The sequence below is a fragment of the Eggerthella sp. AM16-19 genome, from assembly GCF_003474385.1.
GTDB lineage: Bacteria > Actinomycetota > Coriobacteriia > Coriobacteriales > Eggerthellaceae > Senegalimassilia.
Genome location: NZ_QUCY01000016.1, coordinates 48540 through 68775, shown reverse-complemented (window position 1 = coordinate 68775; position 20236 = coordinate 48540). Strand labels below are relative to the sequence as shown.

Sequence of the window (20236 nt, the reverse complement as noted above, 5' to 3'; positions counted from 1 at the left end):
CAGGAGCGGGCGCGACCTGGGCCGACGGAGCGGACGCAGGAGCCGCAGATGCCGAAGCCGCTGAGGCAACGGGCGCGGCGGGAGCAGGAGCGGGCGCGGGTCGCTCGGCAGCGGCCGGGCGAGGAGCCGCCTGAGGTGCGGCTGCCGGAGCCGCAACGGGCACCGGTGCCGCCGGGGCCGCGGGATCAGGGGCCGCAACGGCCGCTGCCGGGGTGACAGCAGCAGGCGCAGCGGCCGCGGGATGAGGAGCCGAAACAGGGGCCGCCGCAGCGGCCGGTGAAGCCACGGCAACCCCGGAACGCTCCAAGGCCTCAACGCGCTCCGCAAGGGCGGCGAGCGTCAGGTCGCCTTCGGGGCGCACCATGCGCGTACAGCCGATCTCGAACGACAGGCGCGGGTTGGTGGAGGTTTTCAGCTCGGCCATGACGTCGCCGAGCACCTGCAGCATGCGTGCCAGGCGATCGGTGCCGAACAGGGGCAGCTCGTCGGCAAGCTGACGGCGCTCCGACGCGCTGACGTCGAGCGCCACATCGGTTCCCGCCAAGCTCATCACGTAAAGGTTGCGCACGTGCTGGGCAAGTTCGCGTGCGAATTGTGCCAGGTCAGAGCCAGATTCGACGAACTCCGCCACCCAATTGAAGCATGCTGCGGCATCGCGCTTGCCAAGCGCCTGCACGATGTTGGCCAGATCGCCGGAATCCACGCCGCCGAGCATGCGCTCGGCAACAGCCAAGGTGACCTTGCCCTCGCCGAACGCGATGGTCTGCTCAAGCGAGGTGAGCGCGTTTCGCATGCCACCGCCAGCGTGATGGGCGATCAGGTCGAGCGCATCGCCTTCGAATTCCACACCCTCGGCCACGCACACCGCGCCCAGGCGCGAGACGATGGACTCGTTGGATATGCGGCGGAAATCGAAGCGCTGGCAACGCGAATGGATGGTCTCCGGCACCTTCTGCGGATCGGTGGTTGCCAGGATGAACACCACGTGATCGGGAGGTTCCTCCAACGTCTTGAGCAGCGCGTTGAACGCTGCGATGGACAGCATATGGACCTCGTCGATGATATAGACCTTGTAGCGGCCGCGCGTGGGTGCGAACTGCACGCGGTTGATGATCTCCTCGCGCACGTTCTCCACGCCCGTGCGGCTTGCCGCGTCGAGCTCGTAGACGTCGGGGTGCACGCCCTCGGCGATCATCTGGCAATCCTCGCAGGTGCCGTCCGGATCGGGCGTGGGGCCCTTCTCGCACAGCAGCGCCTTGGCAAGCAAGCGCGCCGTGGTGGTCTTGCCCGTGCCGCGCGGGCCGCAGAACAGGTAGGCATGGCTGACCTTATCCTGCTCGATGGCGTTTTTGATGGTGCGCTCGATCTGCTCCTGCCCCACCACGTCCTCGAAGATCTGCGGACGGTATTTGCGGTACAGCGCCTCTGCCATGTGATTGCTCCTTGCCCTGCGTGCGGATATGCGAAAGCCCGGGAAACCCGGGCGTTGTGGTCTGCCAACATTATACGGGCATCCCGTTGCGGCCGCGCGCCAGACGCCGCCGAACACGAAAAACGCCCGGAGCCTGCAAGCCCCGAGCGCATCCCGGCGCATCCTGAAAAAGATGCACCGCCGAATATTCCCGCGAATAGGCGCGAATACCGCGCTACGCCTTCTTCTTGCGGCCGTTCAGGGCCGCCTTCACCGCGCCGATGACCGCCGGCGCGACCGACACGGCCACGATGCCGAGCACGATGACCTCGAAGTGCTCCTGCACGAACGGCACGCCGCCGAAGAAGTAGCCCACCAGCACGAACAGGCTGACCCAGGAGATGCCGCCGATGGCGTTGAACAGCGTGAACTTCGCGAAGTTCATGTGCCCGGTGCCGGCGATGAACGGGGCGAACGTGCGGAAAAACGGCATGAAGCGCGTGATGACGATGGTGAGCCCACCGTACTTATCGAAGAAGCTATCGAGCTTGGCCATGCGCTCGGGCGTGAGCGCCTTCACCTTGCCGGAGTCGATGATGCGCTTGCCGAAGAAGCGCGCAATCCAGTAGTTGGAGGTGTTGCCCAAGATGGCCGCTGCGTAGAACACTAGCAGCGTGGCGCCCAGATGAAGCCCGCCGCCATCAGCCGAGAAGACGCCGGCCGCGAACAGCAACGAGTCGCCAGGCAAAAACGGGAAGAATACCAGGCCCGTTTCCACGAACACGATCAAGAACAGCGGCGTGTACACCCACACCGCGCCAAGCGTGATGATCCATCCGGCGATGGCGCCGCGCGGGTCGCTTAACAGGTTGAGGAAGAAATCGATGATACCCATATATGCCTTTCCAACGCCGTTTCACCCCGGTTTACACGCGTCCGGGGTGCAGCCCCTGTGTTTTTGGGCGCAAAAAGAGCATCCTATATGGGACAGGGCGCTCGTCAGAGGCCCCTTATGGCTGCTTCCTCCCGGACCTGACCAGGTTCGGAACTTGGCGCCGCCCCGACCCATATAAGATGCTCGTTTCGACTTGGCATAGTATACCGACGCCCCGCTCCCGCTGCGGGCGCAGGGCGCAAGCGTTACCAAATGCACACAGGCGCCTTACACCAGCTTGACGCTTGGCAGCACGCCGTTGAGGCCGTCGAACAAACACGCGCTGGTCACCCCGGCAAGGCTTTCAAGCGGAATCTCGGAATCGACGATGAGCCAGCGGCGGTACACCGCCACCAGGCCCGCGCAGAAAAACGACACGATGTAGGGCACGTACGGGTCGTCGCGGCGCAGGCCGAGCACGTTGTCCTCCATGAGCACATCGACCAGGCTTGCCTCAAGGCGGTCGAGCACATCTTGCAGCGACACATGCTGCAGCACCCGCTTGCTGCGCGTCATATCGGGAGCAAGGGCCAGGCTGATGCTTTGGAACAGCTTGCTCACGTCAAGCCCCTTGTCGCCATCCGAGCGCAGCGCCTCGCGGCAGCTGGCGACGATCTTCTGGGCCTCGTCGCGGATGACCTCGTCCACCAAATCGCTTACCGAGCGATAGTGCAAGTAGAACGTCTTGCGGTCGATATCGGCCTCGCGAGCCACGGAGGCGATGGTGATCTTGTGGTAGTCCTGGTTCTCCATCAGCTTGAAGAACGCCTCGCGGATGGCCTTGCGCGTGCGTACCACGCGGCGATCGGTGGACCTGCGCAGGTCTTTTGCCGTCGGTTCGCCCTTCGGCGCAATCGGGTCTGACACCTTATACCCCTCGTTTCCTGTTTACTCGCCGGCATCCGGCGGCCCTTGTTCGTCTTAGCGCGATCGCTGCAGCGATAGCACACACGTTAATCAACATTAGACCATTGTATGGATATTTATCCTCGTTCGTTGCAAAACGGTCAATTGCAGAATACCAGAATCCCGCTGCATTTGAGGAGCGTAGATTACTACCCACCTGCGTATTATCCAGGATATCTGTCAGGAACGGCTTGGCACGGGTTACGAGCGGCTTTTGCGCAACGGCGAAAAAACGGGCGCGGCATGATGCCGCGCCCGTTTGCGTTACACCACCTGGAAGATGAAGAACTTCAGGTAGTCGGTTTCGGGAACGCCCCAAACGATGGGGTGGTCGGGCGCCTGCTGGCGCTCCTCGATCTGCCGCAGCTGCACGCCCGCGTCATGCGCGGCGCTGGCAACCACATGCTTGAAGCGCTCGGTGTCCATGAAGTGGCTGCAGCTGCAGGTTGCCAGATACCCGCCGCGCGGCAGCAGCTTCATGGCGCGGTAGTTGATCTCCTTGTAGCCGCGCGAGGCGCTTTGGATGGTCTTGCGGCTTTTCGTGAATGCCGGCGGGTCGAGCACGATGAAGTCGTACGTGCGATCATGCGCGGCCTCAAGCGCCGGTAGCAGGTCGAATACGTTCGTGGCCGTGAAGTCCATACGCTCCTCCAGGCCGTTGAGCTGCGCGTTCTTGCGCGCCTGCGCCACGGCGGGCTCGGAGATGTCCACGGCGTTCACATATGCCGCGCCGCCATGGGCGGCGTTGAGCGCGAAGCTTCCCGTGTGCGTGAAGCAGTCGAGCACGTGCTTTCCCGCGGCAAGCTTGGCCACCGCGCGGCGATTGTACTTCTGATCCAGGAAAAAGCCCGTCTTCTGACCGTTCTCGAAGTCAACCTCGTAGCGCACGCCGTTTTCCACGATCTGCGTGGCGGTGGGACCGAAATCCTGAGTACCCGGTGCACCCGGTGCCAGCGGATCGAAGCTTGCTTGGCCGCCTTCACCGGCCGCGCCCGCGAACCACCCCGCCGTCAGCTCAAGGCCTTCCAGCTTGCGGGTTGCCACGTCGTTGCGCTCGTACAGGCCGCGGATGGACACGCCGTCCTCGGCGAGCACCTCGAGCAGCACCGGGAAGATCACCGGCTTGAGCTGTTCCATACCCACGGACAGCGTTTCGGCGACCAGCACGTCGTTGAAGCGGTCTACCACCAGGCCCGGAAAGCCGTCTGCCTCCGAGAACAGCACGCGGCAGCAGCTGGCGTCTTCGCCCATGACGGTTTTGCGGTACTCCCACGCCCACGCCACCTTGCGCTTCCAGAACGCGCGGTCGAACGCATCGTTGGCGTTGCGCGTGATAAGGCGGATACGGATCTTGCTGCTCTTCGACAACAGGCCCGTGCCCAGATACGACCCCTTGCGGTTGACCACGTCGATGAGGCTGCCGTTGGCAACCTCATCGCCCTGCCCCGGCGCGCCCTCCATGAACAGCACCTCGGCCTCGTATACCCACGGGTGCCCCTTGGCCAGCGCATGTTCGCCCTTCGGCGTGATGATGGCGCGAGGATACGGACGTTGAGCTTTCATGAGGGTCCTTTCGGGAACGGAGGATACAAGAATCGCAAGTGGCGCAAAAATCAGCGAAGGCCGCTGCGGAACCCCTGATCTGCGGGAACGCGAAGGCGCAGCGTGCTTTGGCACGCAAGTCCTCAGGTTCGCGCGAAGACGGGGTGCCGCAGCGGCCCACAGCATCGAGCAATCCGGCTGCCGTCAGGCGGACGGAGCTACAGCAGTCGCAGGGAGACTTCCTTGAGCTGGCGGCCGGTGACGGCGTTCGGGGCGCCGGTCATGGGGTCGGAAGCGCTGGAGGTCTTCGGGAAGGCGATGACGTCGCGGATGGACTGCTTGCCAGCCAGCAGCATGACCAGGCGATCGAGGCCCAGCGCGATGCCGCCGTGCGGCGGGGCGCCCAGCTCAAGCGCGTGGATGAGGTGGCCGAACTTCTCCTCCATCTGCTCATCTTCCACGCCCAGGCGGCGAAGCACGCGCTTCTGCAGCTCGGCGTTGTGGATACGGATGGAGCCGCCGCCCATCTCGAAGCCGTCCATGACGATGTCGTAGGAATAGCTCGAGCACGCCAGCGGATCGGTCTCGATCTTATCCCAATCGGCCTCGGGGACCATCGTGAACGGATGATGCTCGGCGGCGTACTTCTTCTCCTCCTCGTCGTACTTGAACATGGGGAAGTCGACGACCCACAGCAGGGCGTGGCCCTCGCGCGGGATGTTCAGGGCCTCGGCCATGTGCAAGCGCAGGGCGGAGAGCACGGCGGAAGCGGTGTCGTAGGTATCGGCGGCGAACAGCAGCAAGTCGCCCGGCTCGACGCCGGCGGCCTGCTTGATGGCGCCATGGACCTCGTCGCCGAGGAACTTGATGATGGGGCTCTTACCCGCAAGCTCGGCGTCGGCGTCGGTGTAGGCGATCCAGGCCATGCCCTTCGCGCCGTTGGCGGCAGCCACGTCGGCCAGCTTCTCGATGTCGCCGCGCGACCAGTTGCCGGCGCCCTTGGCGTTGATGCACTTCACGACGTTGCCCGCCTCGACGGCCTTGGAAAACACGCCGAAGCCGCAGCCGCGCACGATGTCGGTGAGCTCGACGAGCTCCATGCCGAAGCGCACGTCGGGACGGTCGCAGCCGAAGCGGTCCATGGCCTCTTTCCACGGCATGCGCTGCAGTGGGAACTCATGCTGCACGCCCGCGGCGGCCAGGACCTCCTTGAACACGCCCTCCATCAGGTCCATGACGTCGGTTTCCTGAACGAAGGACATCTCGATGTCGACCTGCGTGAACTCAGGCTGACGGTCGGCGCGCAGGTCCTCGTCGCGGAAACAGCGGGCGATCTGGTAGTAGCGCTCGATGCCGCCGACCATGAGCATCTGCTTGAACTGCTGCGGGGACTGCGGCAGCGCGTAGAACTTGCCCGGGTTCGGACGGGAGGGCACCAGATAGTCGCGAGCGCCCTCGGGCGTGGAGTTGGCCAGGATGGGCGTTTCCACCTCGATGAAGCCGCGCTCGTTCAGCGCGGCGCGCATGGCCTGGGCCACGGTGTGGCGCAGGCGCAGGGACTGGTACATCTCCGGACGGCGAAGGTCCATGTAGCGCCACTTCATGCGCGTGGTCTCGTCGGTCTCGATGCCGTCCTCGATGGAGAACGGCGGGGTGACGGATTCGTTAAGCACGTTGACCTTGCTGGCCAGCACCTCGATCTCGCCGGTGGCCATGTTCGGGTTCACGGCGTCGGCGCCGCGGTCGCGAACCGTGCCGGTGATCTGCAGGGCGTACTCGCGACCCAGATGCTCTGCCTTGTGGAAGTCCTCCTCGGGCACGCAATCGGGGTCGACGACCACCTGGGTGTAGCCGGTGCGATCGCGCAGGTCGCAGAAGATCAGCCCGCCGTGATCGCGGTTGTGCCACGCCCAACCGCACAGCGTGACCTCGCGGCCCACGTCGGACTTGCGCAGCTCGCCGCACGTTGCGTCGTGCATGCAAAACTCGTTGATGTAATCCGTCATTCTCTTTTGCTCCTTGCAATGCTTTATGGGCGCCCGGCCGCAAGCGCGGGCCCGGGTTGTTGCTCAAACCTAGCCATTGTACATCACGAAAGGAGCTGGAAACCACACCGGCTCCCAGCTCCTTTGAAAATGCCATGGTTGCAGCGCCGCGGAAGCGCCTTCCGACGGCCGACGAACAAAGCGAACGCACCTCCGTCCCCTGTTCACGTGGCTCCTCGGCGCTTGCGGGTTATTCCTCGCCGGCGAACACGTCCTCGATGCTGGCATGCGCGCCTCCGAAAGGCTCGCCGCCGAACTGGGCCAGCAGTGCTTTGGCCTGATCGAGCTTCACCAGGCGCTCGTGATGGGTGGCCATGTTGCGCACCTTCACCTCACCGGCGGCCAGCTCGTCGGGGCCGAGCACGGCGACCATGCGCGAGCCCACCTTGTCAGCCAGCTTGAACTGGCTTTTCAGGCTGCGGTGCTGATGATCCATCTCGGCGGTCACGCCCGCATCGCGGCATGCCTGCACCAGGCTGAACGCCTCGGCGCGCACGGAATCGTCCACGCACGCCACGAAGACGTCGCAATGCTGGGCGCTCGGGAACGCCTGACCCGCTGCCTGGATGGCCAGCGCGCAGCGCTCGTAGCCCAGCGCGAAGCCGAAGCCCGGCGTGGGGCGACCGCCCACTTCCTCGGCCAGCTTGTCGTAGCGACCGCCGCCGCCGATGGCGTTTTGGCTGCCCATGCCCTGATCGACCTGCACCTCGAACACGGTGCGCGTGTAGTAGTCGAGACCGCGGACCAGCGTGGGGTCCTCGATGTAGGAGATGCCCGCGCCGTCCAGATAGGTTTTGACGGCCTGGTAGTGCTCGCGGCAGTCATCGCACAGGTAATCCGAGATCTTCGGAGCGCCCTCCATGACCTCGGCGCAGCCGGGGTTTTTGCAGTCGAAGGCGCGCAGCGGGTTGATCTCGGCGCGGCGCATGCACTCCTCGCACATGTGCTCGGCGTGGGCGTTCATGTACTCGCGCACGGCCTCGCGGTACTTCGGGCGGCACTGCTCGCAGCCCATGGAGTTCACCAGCAGGCGCGTGGCGTCCATGGGGACGCCGATGGCGGCGTAGAAGCGCATGAGCATGATGATGCCCTCGGCGTCGACGCTGGGGTCCTCCGCGCCCAGGCATTCGATGCCCACCTGGTTGAACATGCGCTGACGGCCCTTCTGCGGGCGCTCGGCGCGAAACATCGGGCCGGCGTACATGAGCTTGGCCGGAGCCGCGCCCTGCGGCACCAGGTCATGCTGCACCACGGCGCGGACCACGCCCGCGGTACCCTCGGGGCGCAGGCTCAGGCGGCTTTTCGCCTTGATGGTGCCGCCTTCCATGACGCGCTTGAGGTTCTCGCCGGAGATGGCGGTGAACATCTCTTTGGACACCACGTCGGTGGCCTGGCCGATGCCGCGCACGAACAGGTCGGTCTGCTCGAACAGCGGCGTTTCGATGGGCTGATAGCCGTAACGGGCGAAGATGCCGAACGCGGTGTCGCGGAAATGCGCCCAGAACTTCGCCTCATCGGGCAGAAGATCGCGCGTTCCCTCCGGGGAGTTGATTGCCATGACGGTTCCTTACTTCCGATAACTCATGTTCCGATGATACGGATGGTTGAAAACGGTTAACCCTTGCATTGTAGCGCAGACGCCGACATACGGCGGCCCGCCTGCCGCGACCCCACGCAATCAGCGTGGCGCGAGGTCGCAGACGGGCGCGTCGGTTGCGCGCAGACAGCGCGGCTGCGGAGCGGATGGCGGACGCAGCGGTTGCGAGGGAACCGGGCGGCGACCCTTACGCGGGCTCGCCGAAGCTGCGCAGCACCCCCATGAGCGCGTCGTCGGGGCGATGACGCAGGCGCGTGGCGAGCAGGCTGCGGGCCACGTTGGCAAGGCCGGCATCGCAGGCGGCGGACAGGGCCGCATCGATGACGTCGAGCGTCTCGGATGCGGGCGCGCAAGGGATTCCCTCGGCGGCGAGGGCCGCCTCCACGCCGCCTGCCGGCGGGATGGATGCGCCGGTCTCGGCCACCAGCTCGCGCAGCTCGGCCGTGGCCTGCATGGTTATGGACGACGATGCCTCGACCGCTTTCAGATAGCATGCCACGCCCGCGTCGGCTCTGCCGCGCTTCCACATCACGTATCCCAGCTGGTAGTACATGAACGCGATGTCGGTAGGCTGCAGGGAGACGCGAAGGCCCGTGCGCAGCACGTCAAAGGCGCGGCCCATATCGCCTTGGAGCATATAGGCGCGCCCGAGCACCCGATAGCCCATAGCGCACGACGGGCCCATGGCCACGGCGGCGCGGCCGTAGCGCAGCGCCTCGTCGGCGCGCCCGAACGAACGCTCCAGCAAGTGCGTGACCTCCAGGTGGCACAGGTAGAACGAGTCGGGCACCACACGCACGCGCTTGCCGGCGTCGGCCACGGCATCGGGGACCGCGACGCTTTCGGATGCCGGATCGGCTGCAGGCCCCTGACCAGGGTCGACTGGATTGCCATCAATCGGTACCGGCTGCGTTGCACGAGAAACGTTGTACAGTACCCTGGCGCTGTAGCTGTCGAACGCACGGTACACCTCTTGGGAGCCGTCGGCGAATCCGTCGAGCAGCTGAGCCTCGGCGATGGCGCCGATGAGCGCTTCCACGGCAGCTGCGGGATCGGTCTCGGCAAGCGAATGCGCGCGGCCGAGCGCCACCAGGCAACGGTCCTCGCCCAAGAAGCGCCCCACCACCGCGTTCTGATCGGCGGCGTCGATGGAGCCCTCGGCAAGCGCGGCCATCAGGCGCGTGCAGGCCGAGACGGCGCGCTCGTCCTTCGCTTCGAGCGCGGCGGACTGCACGCGGCGCACGGCGGCGATGGCCTCGGTGGCGCTCTGCGCTTCCACAAGCGAATCCGCCAGGCCCTCGGCCATGCGGCGATACGCCGTGTCGTATTCGATATCGAGATCGCGCTCGCACTTTGCGCCCAAGAGCCCTTGCGCCCACGTCGGAAGCTCACCTGCCTGGTCATCGGCGCTCCACGACTCGAACACGGGGTGCATCACGCGCTGGCGCGGCACCTGGGCGTCGGCAACGTCATAACGCGCTCCCGCGACATCGAGCAGCTCACGGGGATCACCCGCGATAGCTTGCTTGAAACCGCCGCGCTCAGCGTACAGCGCACGGTCCAGATCGACCTCGAACAGCGCCGTTTCCCGAGAATCGCGCAACTGCTCCGACGCGGCCGGCGCGCCCAGCACCGCGGGCACGGGCTGCAGCGATCCTGCGGCAGACGCATCCTGCGGCGCCTGCGGGTCGGGCAGCGGGAACGCCATCAGCTTCACCTGGGCAATGCCCGGCTCGGTGGCGAAAGCGTGGTCGGCGAGCAGCAGGCCCACGCGCATGACGTAGGGAAGCGCAGCCCCCTGTTCGCCGCCTGTAGCGCCCGGCACCATGCCCTCCGGCGGCATGGTCAGGCAAAACGCTGCCTGACCGGCGCCGATATCGCCCGCAAGCTCCACATCCACGCGCACGGGAAGGCGCAGCTGCTCGATTGCCAGCGCCAAGCGGCAGCGCACGCCCCATTCGCCGCCCTCATGCCCGGACGGGGCGCCATCGGGCATGCCGCCCGCCAGGTCCTGCTCGCCCACCGCGACGAACAGCTGCGCATCGGCTTGGCGGCACTCGTCGAGGCCCGCAGCATCGGCGCGATCGTCCATGCGTTCGCACAACAGGATGAAGCGGTTGAGCGCCGCCTCGATCCCCCACAGCTCCTGATCGGAGATGTCGGCATCCTCCTGGTTGCGGACCAGGTAGGCCAAGTGCGCGTACTTCGTGGAGCGCACCAGGCGCACCGCTTCGTCGGAAACGCCGCGCTCATGGATGGCGAACAGGCCCGCCTGCTTGAGGTTCTCCAGCAGAAGCCTGACGGCACCGGGGGCCTCGAGCTGAGGGTCGGACAGCGCACGCTGAACCTGGCCCGCAAGCTCGCGCAGCGCCTCGAACGGTTTTTCGGGCCCCAAAGCGTCGAGGACGCCCATGACGCCGCGGCTGGGGACGGCGGGCGCACCCATGGCCGGCCGGAAGCACAGCGCGAAATACGCGCGCGCCATGAACTCCTTGTAAGTCATGGCCTTGCGCTCACCGAAGCGATACCACGTGTCCGATACTTTATATAAATCGGCCGTTCCCTTGTAGGCCGCCACGCAGCGCGCCGCGTCGCCCTCGCCGTCATGCACGTACACGTATCCGGCGGTTTTCACTGCGTCCTGGGCCACGTCGTTGAATCGGGCGATCTCCATGTCGGGAGTGCGCGCCGGCGGCGCGACCTGCGGCTCGTCGCAAGCGAACACGCGCCCGTACCTGTCCAGGTACGCCACAATGCGCATGGCCTGGTCGCTGGGGGAATCGCCCTCCAGATGCACCAGGTACATGCCACCGCTTTTCGGCTTCGGCCGCATCACGCGGCCGCCCACCACGCCGAACGCCCCGGAAAAAACCGTGCCGTCGGCGAGCGCGGGCATGGCGTCGCGCAAGACCTTGCAACGCACGCCCAACAGCTTCTCGCGCGGCTCAAGCCGCCACAAGCCCTCTTTTTCCGCAACCTTTTGCACGCTGAACCATCCTTTCAAATACTGGCGAATAGCTTACCAGAGATAAGGAAAGCCGCCGACCTGCTGGTCGACGGCTTTCCTCCATCGATGGATGCGTTGTAGCGAAAGGGGCTTGCGAACCGGACACTTAATGCTACGTCCCCAAGTGTCCGAACCCAAGTGTCCGAACCCAAGTGTCCGTAGCGAAACGAAAGCGCCGCCTGCTTTTTCGGCAAGCGGCGCTCTGCTATCAAAGCCTATGCATTGCAGTTGCGGGCGCTAGCCCTCCACGCGCTGAGAGTTCTCGAACGTGAAGCGGCCCATCTTCACGCCGCCCAGGATGTGGATGTGGAAGTGCTTGACCGTTGCAGCGGAGTCGGGGCCGGTGTTCATAACCGTGCGGAAGCCGGACTCGCGCACGCCCTTGAGCTCGGCGACCTTCGGCACCACGGACAGCATATGGCCGAGCACCTCGGCAGGGATGCCGTCGCACATATCGTCGTAGTGCTTCTTCGGAACGAGCAGGGTGTGCACGGGGGCCTCGGGCTCGATGTCGTCGAACGCGAAGCAGATATCGTCCTCGTACACCTTGTTCGTGGGGATCTCCCCGGAGATGAGTTTGCAGAACAGGCAGTCATCGGCCATTTGAGGTTCCTTTCGTCGAAGGGGTGCGGCGGCATGGCGCCGATCCGCACGAACAGTTTACCGCACGGGGCCGCACCGCGGCCCCGTGAACCTGTTGCAGCGGGAACTTCCCCGCCGGTCGGTGCTTACAGATGCGAAACCACCAGATCGCCCATGCCGGCGCAGCCGACCACCTTGTCGGCGGGCGTCGCGGCGTCCTTCAGGTCGCCCGTGCGCCAGCCCTCGTCGAGCACCTCGGTGACCGCGCGGCGGATGTCGTCGGCCGCCTCGTTCATGCCGAAGCTGTAGCGCAGCATCATCTCGACGGACAGAATCTGCGCCAGCGGGTTGGCAATGCCCTTGCCGGCGATATCCGGGGCGCTGCCGTGGCTGGGCTCGTACAGCGCCGTGGAGTCGCCCAGGCTTGCGGAGGCCAACATGCCAAGGGAGCCCGTGATCTGCGCGGCCTCGTCGGAGAGGATGTCGCCGAACATGTTCTCGGTGACCACCACGTCGAAGTCGGCAGGGCGGTTGATCAGCTGCATGGCGGTGTTGTCCACCAGCAGGTCCTCGATCTGCACATCGGGGTATTCCTGCTCGCCGATGCGGTGCACGATCTCGCGCCACATGCGGCTGGTCTCGAGCACGTTGGCCTTATCGACGCTGGTCACCTTGCCGCGGCGCTTGCGAGCGGCCTCGAACGCCTGGCGGGCGATGCGCTCCACCTCGTACTCGCGGTACTCGAGCGTGTCGTAGGCGCGCTGGCCCTTGGCGCCATCGGTGCCGGCGCCTTCCTCGTCGTAGAAGCGCTCGCGCTTGCCGAAGTACAAGCCTCCGGTGAGCTCGCGCACGATCATAAGGTCGACGCCCTCGATGACCTCGGGCTTAAGCGTGGAAGCGCCTGCAAGCGCATCGAAGATCTGCACGGGGCGCAGGTTGGTGTACAGGCCCAAGCCCTTGCGGATGCCCAAAAGGCCCGCCTCGGGGCGCGGCGCGGCAGGGTCGGTGGTGTCCCATTTCGGCCCGCCCACGGCGGCAAGCAGCACGGCATCGGCGGCCTTCGCGGCGTCGAGCGTGGCGGCCGGCAGCGGATCGCCCACCGCGTCGATGGCGGCGCCGCCGATAAGCGATTCTTTGCAGTCGAAGCGCGTGTTGTATTTCGCGCCGACGGCGTTGAGGACCTTCACGCCCTCCGCGATGATCTCAGGGCCGATGCCATCGCCCGGCAACAGGCAGATGTCGTATTGCTTCGTCATGATGTGAGCCTCTTTCAAAAAGTGATTCGATTACATTCACATAGTAACGCACTAGGGCTTCCCACGGGCCCGTTCCCGCGGGAATCATGGATATGTTCACGAAGGACGATGCGCGCTTTGGCGACAAAGCGGCGGCACCGTCGTCCGAGCGTTTTCGCAAAATGGGCCGTTCCATTGCCGGAGGTGCTGCTTTTTGGGCCGCGCGGGGCTTGCCGCAGGCACGGCGGCTCGGACATACTCGCAAGCAGCAGCCCCTACGCTCAAGGAGGCCTTATATGGAAGGGGTCTTCGCCATCAAATGCCGCAACTGCGGCGGCCCCATGTATTCCCACCAGCAAACCCGCAGCTTCGATTGCGCCTATTGCGGAGCGAGCACGCCCTGGGCCGAAGGCGGACCGGAGCCGGCGCCCGCCATGGGCATCCGCCATCAGCCGCTTCAGGTGGTCGACGGCCTGCTTAAGCTGACGCGCGTCTCGCAGCTTGAGCCCGCGCAGGATTCCGACTGGTCCTACTACAAGCCTTACTGGCGCAACATGTCGCTGCTTGAGCGGCTGCTATGGGAAGACCCCGCAACCGCCGACGAGCTCCAAAACGCCGAGCACGTCAGCGTCCCCTGCCCGTTTTGCGGGGCAGCCTTCGAAGGCAAATCGACACAACGCGTGTTCGAATGCCCCTCGTGCGGCAACAAGATCGGCGTTGCCGATTTGCTCAAACCCGGTACGTTCAGCAAGCGCCTTTCCATGGGCACGGGGGCGGAACACATCCCTGAACAGGCCCTTCCCTGCCGTATTTCCGCACAGCAGGCGCGTGCGAACGCCCTTGCGCTCGTGCGCCAGCACCCCGAAGCCTTCGCCGGGCACGACGTGGACAAGGCCATCGAGGAGCAGATGGCCCTCACGTACGTGCCCGTGGAGCTTGCCGACCTGCGCATGATGGCATCGTTTCCCGGGAAGATACCGGGCAAAGAGTCTCTCGTGTACTTCGAGGTGCTCGACTGGGCGTGGCCGAAGACCTATTTCGTCGACATTCCGCTCATGGGCTTGCTCGAACCATGGGATTTCTCGGCGACAGCCCCGTTCGACCCCGCTATGCAGGAAGGCGACTTCCGCGTCATAGCCGCCGAAGGTCTGCTGAAGAAGAGCGCCGTCATCGACAAGTTGACGTATTCGCTTGCGGGAAACGATGCCGAGAAGGCGTTCGGATACAGCAAGAAGAGCATGCGCCAATGGGCCCGCAGCGTGCGTAAACACGCTTCCGGGCTGATGCTCGTGCCCATCTATTACGTCGATCGACCCGCCTCGGACAGACGCGATGGCGAGCAAGTGCGCATAGCCGTGAACGGGCAGACCGGCCGCGCCGCCGCCGTGGCGTTCAGCGAGAAAAAGGAGATCCACGTGCAGGCACCGCTCAACCCGGGCCTTCATCTGTCCGCCGAGAGCACCGTGCACGTAACGCCCATCGAGGTGAAGTACGCGAAATCGCCGTTTCTGTACAAGATCGTCCGCATCGGCGGCAACGATGGCGCCGTCCAAACGGCAACGGCCGGCGAAGCGTCGTACCGGGAGGAGAAACCGCGCCGCAAAGGCCTGCTCAGCATGCTGTTCGGGGATTAGGCAAGCACGGCGCCGCGATGGGCGAAAGCATGTGAACAAGGGACATGGGTGCGTTCACGAGCACTGCCTGCCCCGGATGCAAGAGGGCGGCTTGCCGAATGCAAGCCGCCCTCTTTCCTGTTGCGGTCGATACCCTGCCCCCTGGACGTGAACAGGGGACGGGGCGTGCGTTCACGAGCGTCCTTCTGCACCGTGGAGGTCAGCTGTGAACATGCACCTCCGTCCCCTGTTCACGAATCGGCGCCGCTAACGGCTATTCGATGCCGAGCACCTTGCGGGTGCGGTTGATCAAGCCGCCTTCCTCGATGATCTCGCGGATGAACGGCGGGAACGGCTGGGCCTTGAACGTTTCGCCGGTGGTGGTATTGGTGATGACGCCGGCATCGGCGTCCACGTCCACCACATCGCCCTGCTTGATAGCGTCCACCGCCTCGGGGCATTCCATGATGGCCAGGCCGGTGTTGATGGAGTTGCGGTAGAAGATGCGCGCAAAGGACTTGGCGATGACCACGTCCACGCCCGCAGCCTTGATGGCGATGGGCGCATGCTCGCGCGACGAGCCGCAGCCGAAGTTCTCCTCTGCCACGATGATGTCGCCCTTGTGCACCTTCTTCACGAAGTCCTTGTCCAGATCCTCCAAGCAGTGCGCTGCCAGCCACTCGGGATCGGAGGAGTTGAGGTAACGGGCCGGAATGATGACGTCGGTGTCGATGTCGCGGCCGTAACGATGCGCGGTACCCTTGAAATGCATAATAGGTTCCTTCCCTTATCCGTTATTCCGCAATATCCTCGGGCAGGCCTATGTGGCCGAGCACGGCGCTAGCCGCGGCAACCGCCGGGCTTGCCAGATACACCTCGGACGTGGGGTCGCCCATGCGGCCGACGAAGTTGCGGTTCGAAGTGGAAACGCAGCGCTCGCCAGCGGCCAGGATGCCCATGTAACCGCCCAGGCACGGGCCGCACGTGGGCGTGGAAACGGCGCAGTTGGCGTCAAGGAACACGTCCATCAGGCCCTCGGCGATGCACTGCTTATACACGGCCTGCGTTGCCGGGATGACGATGCAGCGCACGTCGGGGTGCACCTTGCGGCCGCGCAGCACGTCGGCTGCCTGGCGCATGTCCTCCAAGCGGCCGTTGGTGCAGCTGCCGATAACCGCCTGATCGATCTTCACGTCACGGGATTCGGCCGCCGGGCGCGTGTTGGACGGCAGATGCGGCCACGCCACGGTAGCCGGGATATCGGCGGCGTCGATCTCGTATACATGAGCGTACACGGCATCGGGGTCGGAGTGGTATTCGGTATAGGGGCGCTCGGTGCGGCCGTCCATGTAGGCGCGCGTGATGTCATCCACCTCGATAAGGCCCGCCTTGCCGCCGGCCTCGATGGCCATGTTGGAGATGGAAAGGCGCTGGTCCATGGACATGGTGCGGATAGCGCCACCCGTGAACTCCATGGCCTTGTACAGCGCGCCGTCAACGCCGATCATGCCGATGATGTACAGGATGACGTCCTTGCCGGTGACGCCGGGGGCAAGCTGGCCGTCGATCTTGAACAGCAGGCTTTCGGGCACCTTGAACCACGCCTTGCCCGTGGCATAGCCCACGGCGGCGTCGGTGGAGCCAACGCCGGTGGAGAATGCGCCGAGGGCGCCATAGGTGCAGGTATGGGAATCGGCACCGATAATCAGATCGCCCGCGCCCACGACGCCCTGCTCGGGCAGCAGCGCGTGCTCGACGCCCATGCAACCGACCTCGTAGTAATGCGTGATGCCCTGCTCACGGGCGAAATCGCGCACCTGCTTGGCCTGCTCGGCGCTTTTGATGTCCTTGTTCGGAACGTAGTGATCGGGAACCAGGGCGATCTTGGTGGGATCGAACACCTTCTCCACGCCGATTTGCTTGAAATTCTTAATGGCGATAGGCGACGTGATGTCGTTGGAAAGCACCAGATCGAGATTGCACTCGATCAACTGCCCCGGCTCGACTTCGTCAAGCCCCGCATGTGCGGCCAAGATCTTCTCGGCCATGGTCATGGGACGTGCCATGTTCGCTCCTTCGATTTACAGCCTCGCTTGCCCGTATACCGGGCATTTTGTAAAACTGGTTGATTGTACCACCGGCGTTTCTCGAAAATACGGAAGAGCCCCGTCGGGGCTCTTCTTCGTAACATATTGTTTACGTTCGCTAACGCAAGACATGCTTAGCGGTTGCCACAATCACGCCCAACGAAGGCTCATACGGCGACCGTCGCGCGTGGCGTCCGAAGCCGCCCTGCACCATGAAGCCCGATGTTACCAGGTTCCACCGTAGGTGCCGTAGAATCCGGGATCGCAAGCGGCCACGAACGCGGCGAGCATGCCGCCTATCATCATGGTGAAGATGATGCCGGCAAGCATCCACACGGCGAAGCCGATAGCGGAGAATTTCACGGCGTCGTTTTTCACCTGGGGGTATTTATCGGCATTGCATACCCAGGCAAGCAAAATGCCCGGGATGCCCACCAAGGCGCCGATGACGAACCAGGCGAACTTCATGCCGCCCGACAGCTTCATGAGCGGCGCCGGAGGATACACCGGCTGCGCATACGTAGGCTGTGCGTAGGGCTGCTGTTGCTGGGCCTGCGCATACGGCTGCTCAGGCTGGGCCGGAGGCACCTGGGAGGCACCGGGAGCGTCTTGCGGCTGTGCCGGCGGGACCTGGGAGGCCGCAGCAGGGCCTTGCGTCCTATCGGCAGACTGAGCTGACGCCTGCTGCTGGGCGGGCGCCTGCGGGGAAGCCGGCTGCTCGGGCTGCGTGATGGGGTTATCGTTATGCTCGGTCATGAACGGACCTTTCTCTTGGTTGCAAGGGCCGCGTTCGGACCCCGCTTCGATATCCCCAGTATACGCAACGCCCAGCCGCTTTGGGCAAACCGTTGCCGTCCTGATGCAAAGCAGCACGTGCGGAACATCTGGCGAGCGAAGCCAGGGGAGGCATCGCACCCGCAGCTTACAGCAAGGCCGTTACCGCGCCCTTAGGGCTGCAGACCCGATAACCCTGCCCTGCGCAGCATGCAAAGAGGGCGGCCCCGAGGACCGCCCGCTGGCAATGCTTCTTTTCGCTAGCCGCCGTTAGCGCTTCGCGAGCGCCGTGCACAGCGCGTCGAGCAGCGTGATGGCGAAATGCTGGGCAGAACGGCCCACGCCGGCGTCCTCCCACATGCTGCCGGGAAGCTCGACGGCGATGCGCGCCGGGTCGGCCCGCATGGCCGCTTCAAGCGCCGATTCCAGACGCATGGACAGCGTCTCCTCAGGGGCGAACCCCACGCGAGGAGCGTTGCCCGTCTGCTCCTCGGGCAGCACGATGTGCACGAGCAGCATCTGCTCATCGGGCGCCACAAGCAGGTTATCGGCGCTGACGATCTTCGATGCGGGATTGGTGGCAAGCGCCAGGTTGCTCATGCGCGAGGCCACGCTGCGCGTGAACTCCTGCGTGCCGAATAAGCACAGCGCGTTGCGCTCCAGCACGCCGGCTGCGCGTGCGAAGCCCAGATGAGAGGAGCTGCGCACGGCCTCCTTGCCCTCCCAGGAATGATGAAGGTTGCGGATGGCGGCATACGTGTAAGCGCCGGCTATGCCGTCGGTGGGCAGGCCCAGGTTCGTCTGGAATTTGCGCAGGGCAAGCTCGGTGAACGCGCCGAAAATGCCGTCAATGTCGCCACAGGCGAAGCCGAGCGCGGAAAGCGCCTTCTGCAGCTGCTGCACGTCATGACCGTGGAAGTGGGGCATGCGCAGGTACAGCGTGCGGTCGCCCAGGCAAAACGACGCATCCACCAGGGCAGCCCAGGTTTTCTCGTCCACCTCGTCGCCGCACTCGAGCTGTGCTTGGGAACGGAAGGAGGCGACGGCCTTCGCCGTTTCGGGCCCGAACAGGCCGTCGATGCAGGCCTCGTCCAGAAGCCCGATGCGGGAGAGACGGTGCTGCACGTCCTCGACGGCAGCACCGGAATCGTTGAGTTTAATGGTTTCCATTGCACCCACCTACTTCAGTCGGTTCACAAACCAATCGGCCATGGAGATCAGCAGATCGCGCGACAGGGACGGCCCCACCTTTTCCACCAAGCGGCCCTTCGCGGTGTTGGTCAGGTTCTCGGCGTAAGCGCGCGCATACTCGACGCTGCCCGTGGCCTGCATGATGTCGACCGCCTCGGCGAGCACCGCCGGGTCCTTCTCCTTGGCGGACAAGATCTGGATAAGGCGTTCGCGCGCCTCAGGGGCGGCGTTTGCCAGGGCGTGCACCACCACCAGCGTGCGCTTGCCCTCGGTAATGTCGCTGCGGAAGTCCTTCTTCGTGGACTCCTCGCTGCCGATGAGGTTGAGCAGGTCGTCCTGGATCTGGAACGCCAAGCCCGTATCAAGGCCATAGCTGCGCAGGGCCTCCACCTCCTCGGCCGTGCCACCGCCGATGATGGCGCCCACGGCCAGCGGCACCGCGCCGGAGTAGTGGGCGGTTTTATGCGTGGCCATGACCAGGTAGTCCTCGGGAGCGATGTCGTAGCGGCCATCGCGCGCCCATCCGATGTCGAGAGCCTGCCCCTCTATGGTGCGACGCGTCATCTCGATGAGCTCGGAGATAACGCGCACCTTCGTATGATCGTCAAGATCGGGGTCTTCCACAACCGTGCCGTTCACCAGGGACAGAGCCAGGTCGCCAGCATTGATGGCAAGGCCGATGCCCTCCGTGCAGTGCATGCACGGCTCGCCGCGGCGAAGCTCCGCCTCATCGGCGATATCATCATGGATGAGGGCTGCGGTATGGAAATGCTCGATAGCCGCCGCCGCGCTGGTGGCCAGGCGCATGTCGCCGCCTACGGCTAGGCATGCGGCGAAGCAGATGAGCGGGCGATGGCGCTTGCCGCCGTTTTCGCTATACCGCTTCAGCGGCGCGTACAGGTAACGATCCATGTCGGGGTGCGTTCCCGCGGGAAGGTAGGTGTTCACCAGATCCCCTACCTGATCGGCATAGGCCATCAGATAGCCTTCGAAGGTTTTCGGGGGTTCGGCTACGTCTGCGATGATCTCGTTGATGTTCTTCATAGCGCTTTCTTGATTCGAATCGCTTGCATGCTCCTTGCCATGGTACCACAAGCGCATTGCGCTCACGCGCCCCTCCGGACAAGCGGCGCAATCAGCCAAGGAACTTCAAATTGACCGCCGCCTAGACGCCCTCGCGGCTTTTTCTGATATGATGGTTGACGCGCTTGGGAGCGTGGCGGAATCGGCATACGCAGCGGACTTAAAATCCGCCGCCGCAAGGCTTGTGGGTTCGAATCCCACCGCTCCTACCATGCGAACACGGAAACGG

At 64.7% G+C, this 20236-nt stretch carries 15 protein-coding genes, 1 tRNA gene and 1 other RNA gene; 2 read left to right on the top strand and 15 right to left on the bottom strand.

The features are described from left to right. The 10 genes from dnaX to leuB form a co-directional block, all read right to left on the bottom strand. On the bottom strand, positions 1–1432 hold a 1432-nt coding region (dnaX, locus tag DW178_RS07515), incomplete at its 3' end, for a DNA polymerase III subunit gamma/tau (protein WP_118350379.1). 214 nt (positions 1433–1646) lie between these two features. Next, positions 1647–2306, bottom strand: coding sequence for a VTT domain-containing protein (locus tag DW178_RS07510; RefSeq protein WP_118350378.1), 660 nt, complete (start codon positions 2304–2306; stop codon positions 1647–1649). An 81-nt stretch (positions 2307–2387) separates the two neighbouring features. After that, an RNA gene (gene ffs, locus DW178_RS07505) (signal recognition particle sRNA small type) lies at positions 2388–2483 on the bottom strand. Between the two features lie 90 nt (positions 2484–2573). Then, positions 2574–3212 (bottom strand): TetR/AcrR family transcriptional regulator, encoded by a 639-nt coding sequence (locus DW178_RS07500; protein WP_118350377.1) that lies wholly within the window; start codon positions 3210–3212, stop codon positions 2574–2576. 303 nt (positions 3213–3515) lie between these two features. Next, entirely contained in the window at positions 3516–4814 is a 1299-nt protein-coding gene (locus tag DW178_RS07495) for a class I SAM-dependent rRNA methyltransferase (protein ID WP_118350376.1), read from the bottom strand. Positions 4815–5011: 197 nt separating this feature from the next. Then, the gene (gene aspS, locus DW178_RS07490; protein ID WP_118350375.1) at positions 5012–6799 is read right to left on the bottom strand and encodes an aspartate--tRNA ligase; all 1788 of its coding nucleotides are present in this window, start codon (positions 6797–6799) and stop codon (positions 5012–5014) included. A 229-nt stretch (positions 6800–7028) separates the two neighbouring features. Continuing rightward, entirely contained in the window at positions 7029–8396 is a 1368-nt protein-coding gene (hisS, locus tag DW178_RS07485; RefSeq protein ID WP_118350374.1) for a histidine--tRNA ligase, read from the bottom strand. Between the two features lie 226 nt (positions 8397–8622). Further along, complete coding sequence (locus tag DW178_RS07480; RefSeq protein WP_118350373.1) at positions 8623–11421, bottom strand: hypothetical protein; 2799 nt, start codon at positions 11419–11421, stop codon at positions 8623–8625. A 258-nt stretch (positions 11422–11679) separates the two neighbouring features. Next, positions 11680–12045: a histidine triad nucleotide-binding protein gene (locus tag DW178_RS07475; RefSeq protein WP_118350372.1), complete on the bottom strand. Its 366-nt coding sequence runs from the start codon at positions 12043–12045 to the stop codon at positions 11680–11682. A gap of 125 nt (positions 12046–12170) precedes the next feature. Beyond that, the gene (gene leuB / locus DW178_RS07470; protein ID WP_118350371.1) at positions 12171–13280 is read right to left on the bottom strand and encodes a 3-isopropylmalate dehydrogenase; all 1110 of its coding nucleotides are present in this window, start codon (positions 13278–13280) and stop codon (positions 12171–12173) included. A 275-nt stretch (positions 13281–13555) separates the two neighbouring features. On the opposite strand from leuB, the gene DW178_RS07465 reads away from it, so the two are divergent. Next, positions 13556–14893: a TFIIB-type zinc ribbon-containing protein gene (locus DW178_RS07465; RefSeq protein WP_118350370.1), complete on the top strand. Its 1338-nt coding sequence runs from the start codon at positions 13556–13558 to the stop codon at positions 14891–14893. Between the two features lie 253 nt (positions 14894–15146). Here DW178_RS07465 and leuD read toward each other — a convergent pair whose 3' ends face one another. The 5 genes from leuD to DW178_RS07440 form a co-directional block, all read right to left on the bottom strand. After that, positions 15147–15644, bottom strand: coding sequence for a 3-isopropylmalate dehydratase small subunit (gene leuD, locus DW178_RS07460; protein ID WP_042434812.1), 498 nt, complete (start codon positions 15642–15644; stop codon positions 15147–15149). 22 nt (positions 15645–15666) lie between these two features. Then, entirely contained in the window at positions 15667–16938 is a 1272-nt protein-coding gene (gene leuC, locus DW178_RS07455; RefSeq protein WP_118350369.1) for a 3-isopropylmalate dehydratase large subunit, read from the bottom strand. A gap of 246 nt (positions 16939–17184) precedes the next feature. After that, positions 17185–17715, bottom strand: coding sequence for a spore coat protein SP96 (locus tag DW178_RS07450; protein WP_118350368.1), 531 nt, complete (start codon positions 17713–17715; stop codon positions 17185–17187). Between the two features lie 288 nt (positions 17716–18003). After that, positions 18004–18912 carry a peptidoglycan-binding domain-containing protein gene (locus DW178_RS07445; RefSeq protein WP_118350367.1) on the bottom strand — a complete coding sequence of 303 codons (909 nt, stop codon included), beginning with the start codon at positions 18910–18912 and terminating at the stop codon, positions 18004–18006. Further along, positions 18913–19968, bottom strand: a complete 1056-nt coding sequence (locus tag DW178_RS07440; protein WP_042435283.1) for a polyprenyl synthetase family protein — start codon at positions 19966–19968, stop codon at positions 18913–18915. Between the two features lie 166 nt (positions 19969–20134). On the opposite strand from DW178_RS07440, the gene DW178_RS07435 reads away from it, so the two are divergent. Then, positions 20135–20219, top strand: a tRNA-Leu gene (locus DW178_RS07435). Positions 20220–20236: the final 17 nt, after the last annotated feature.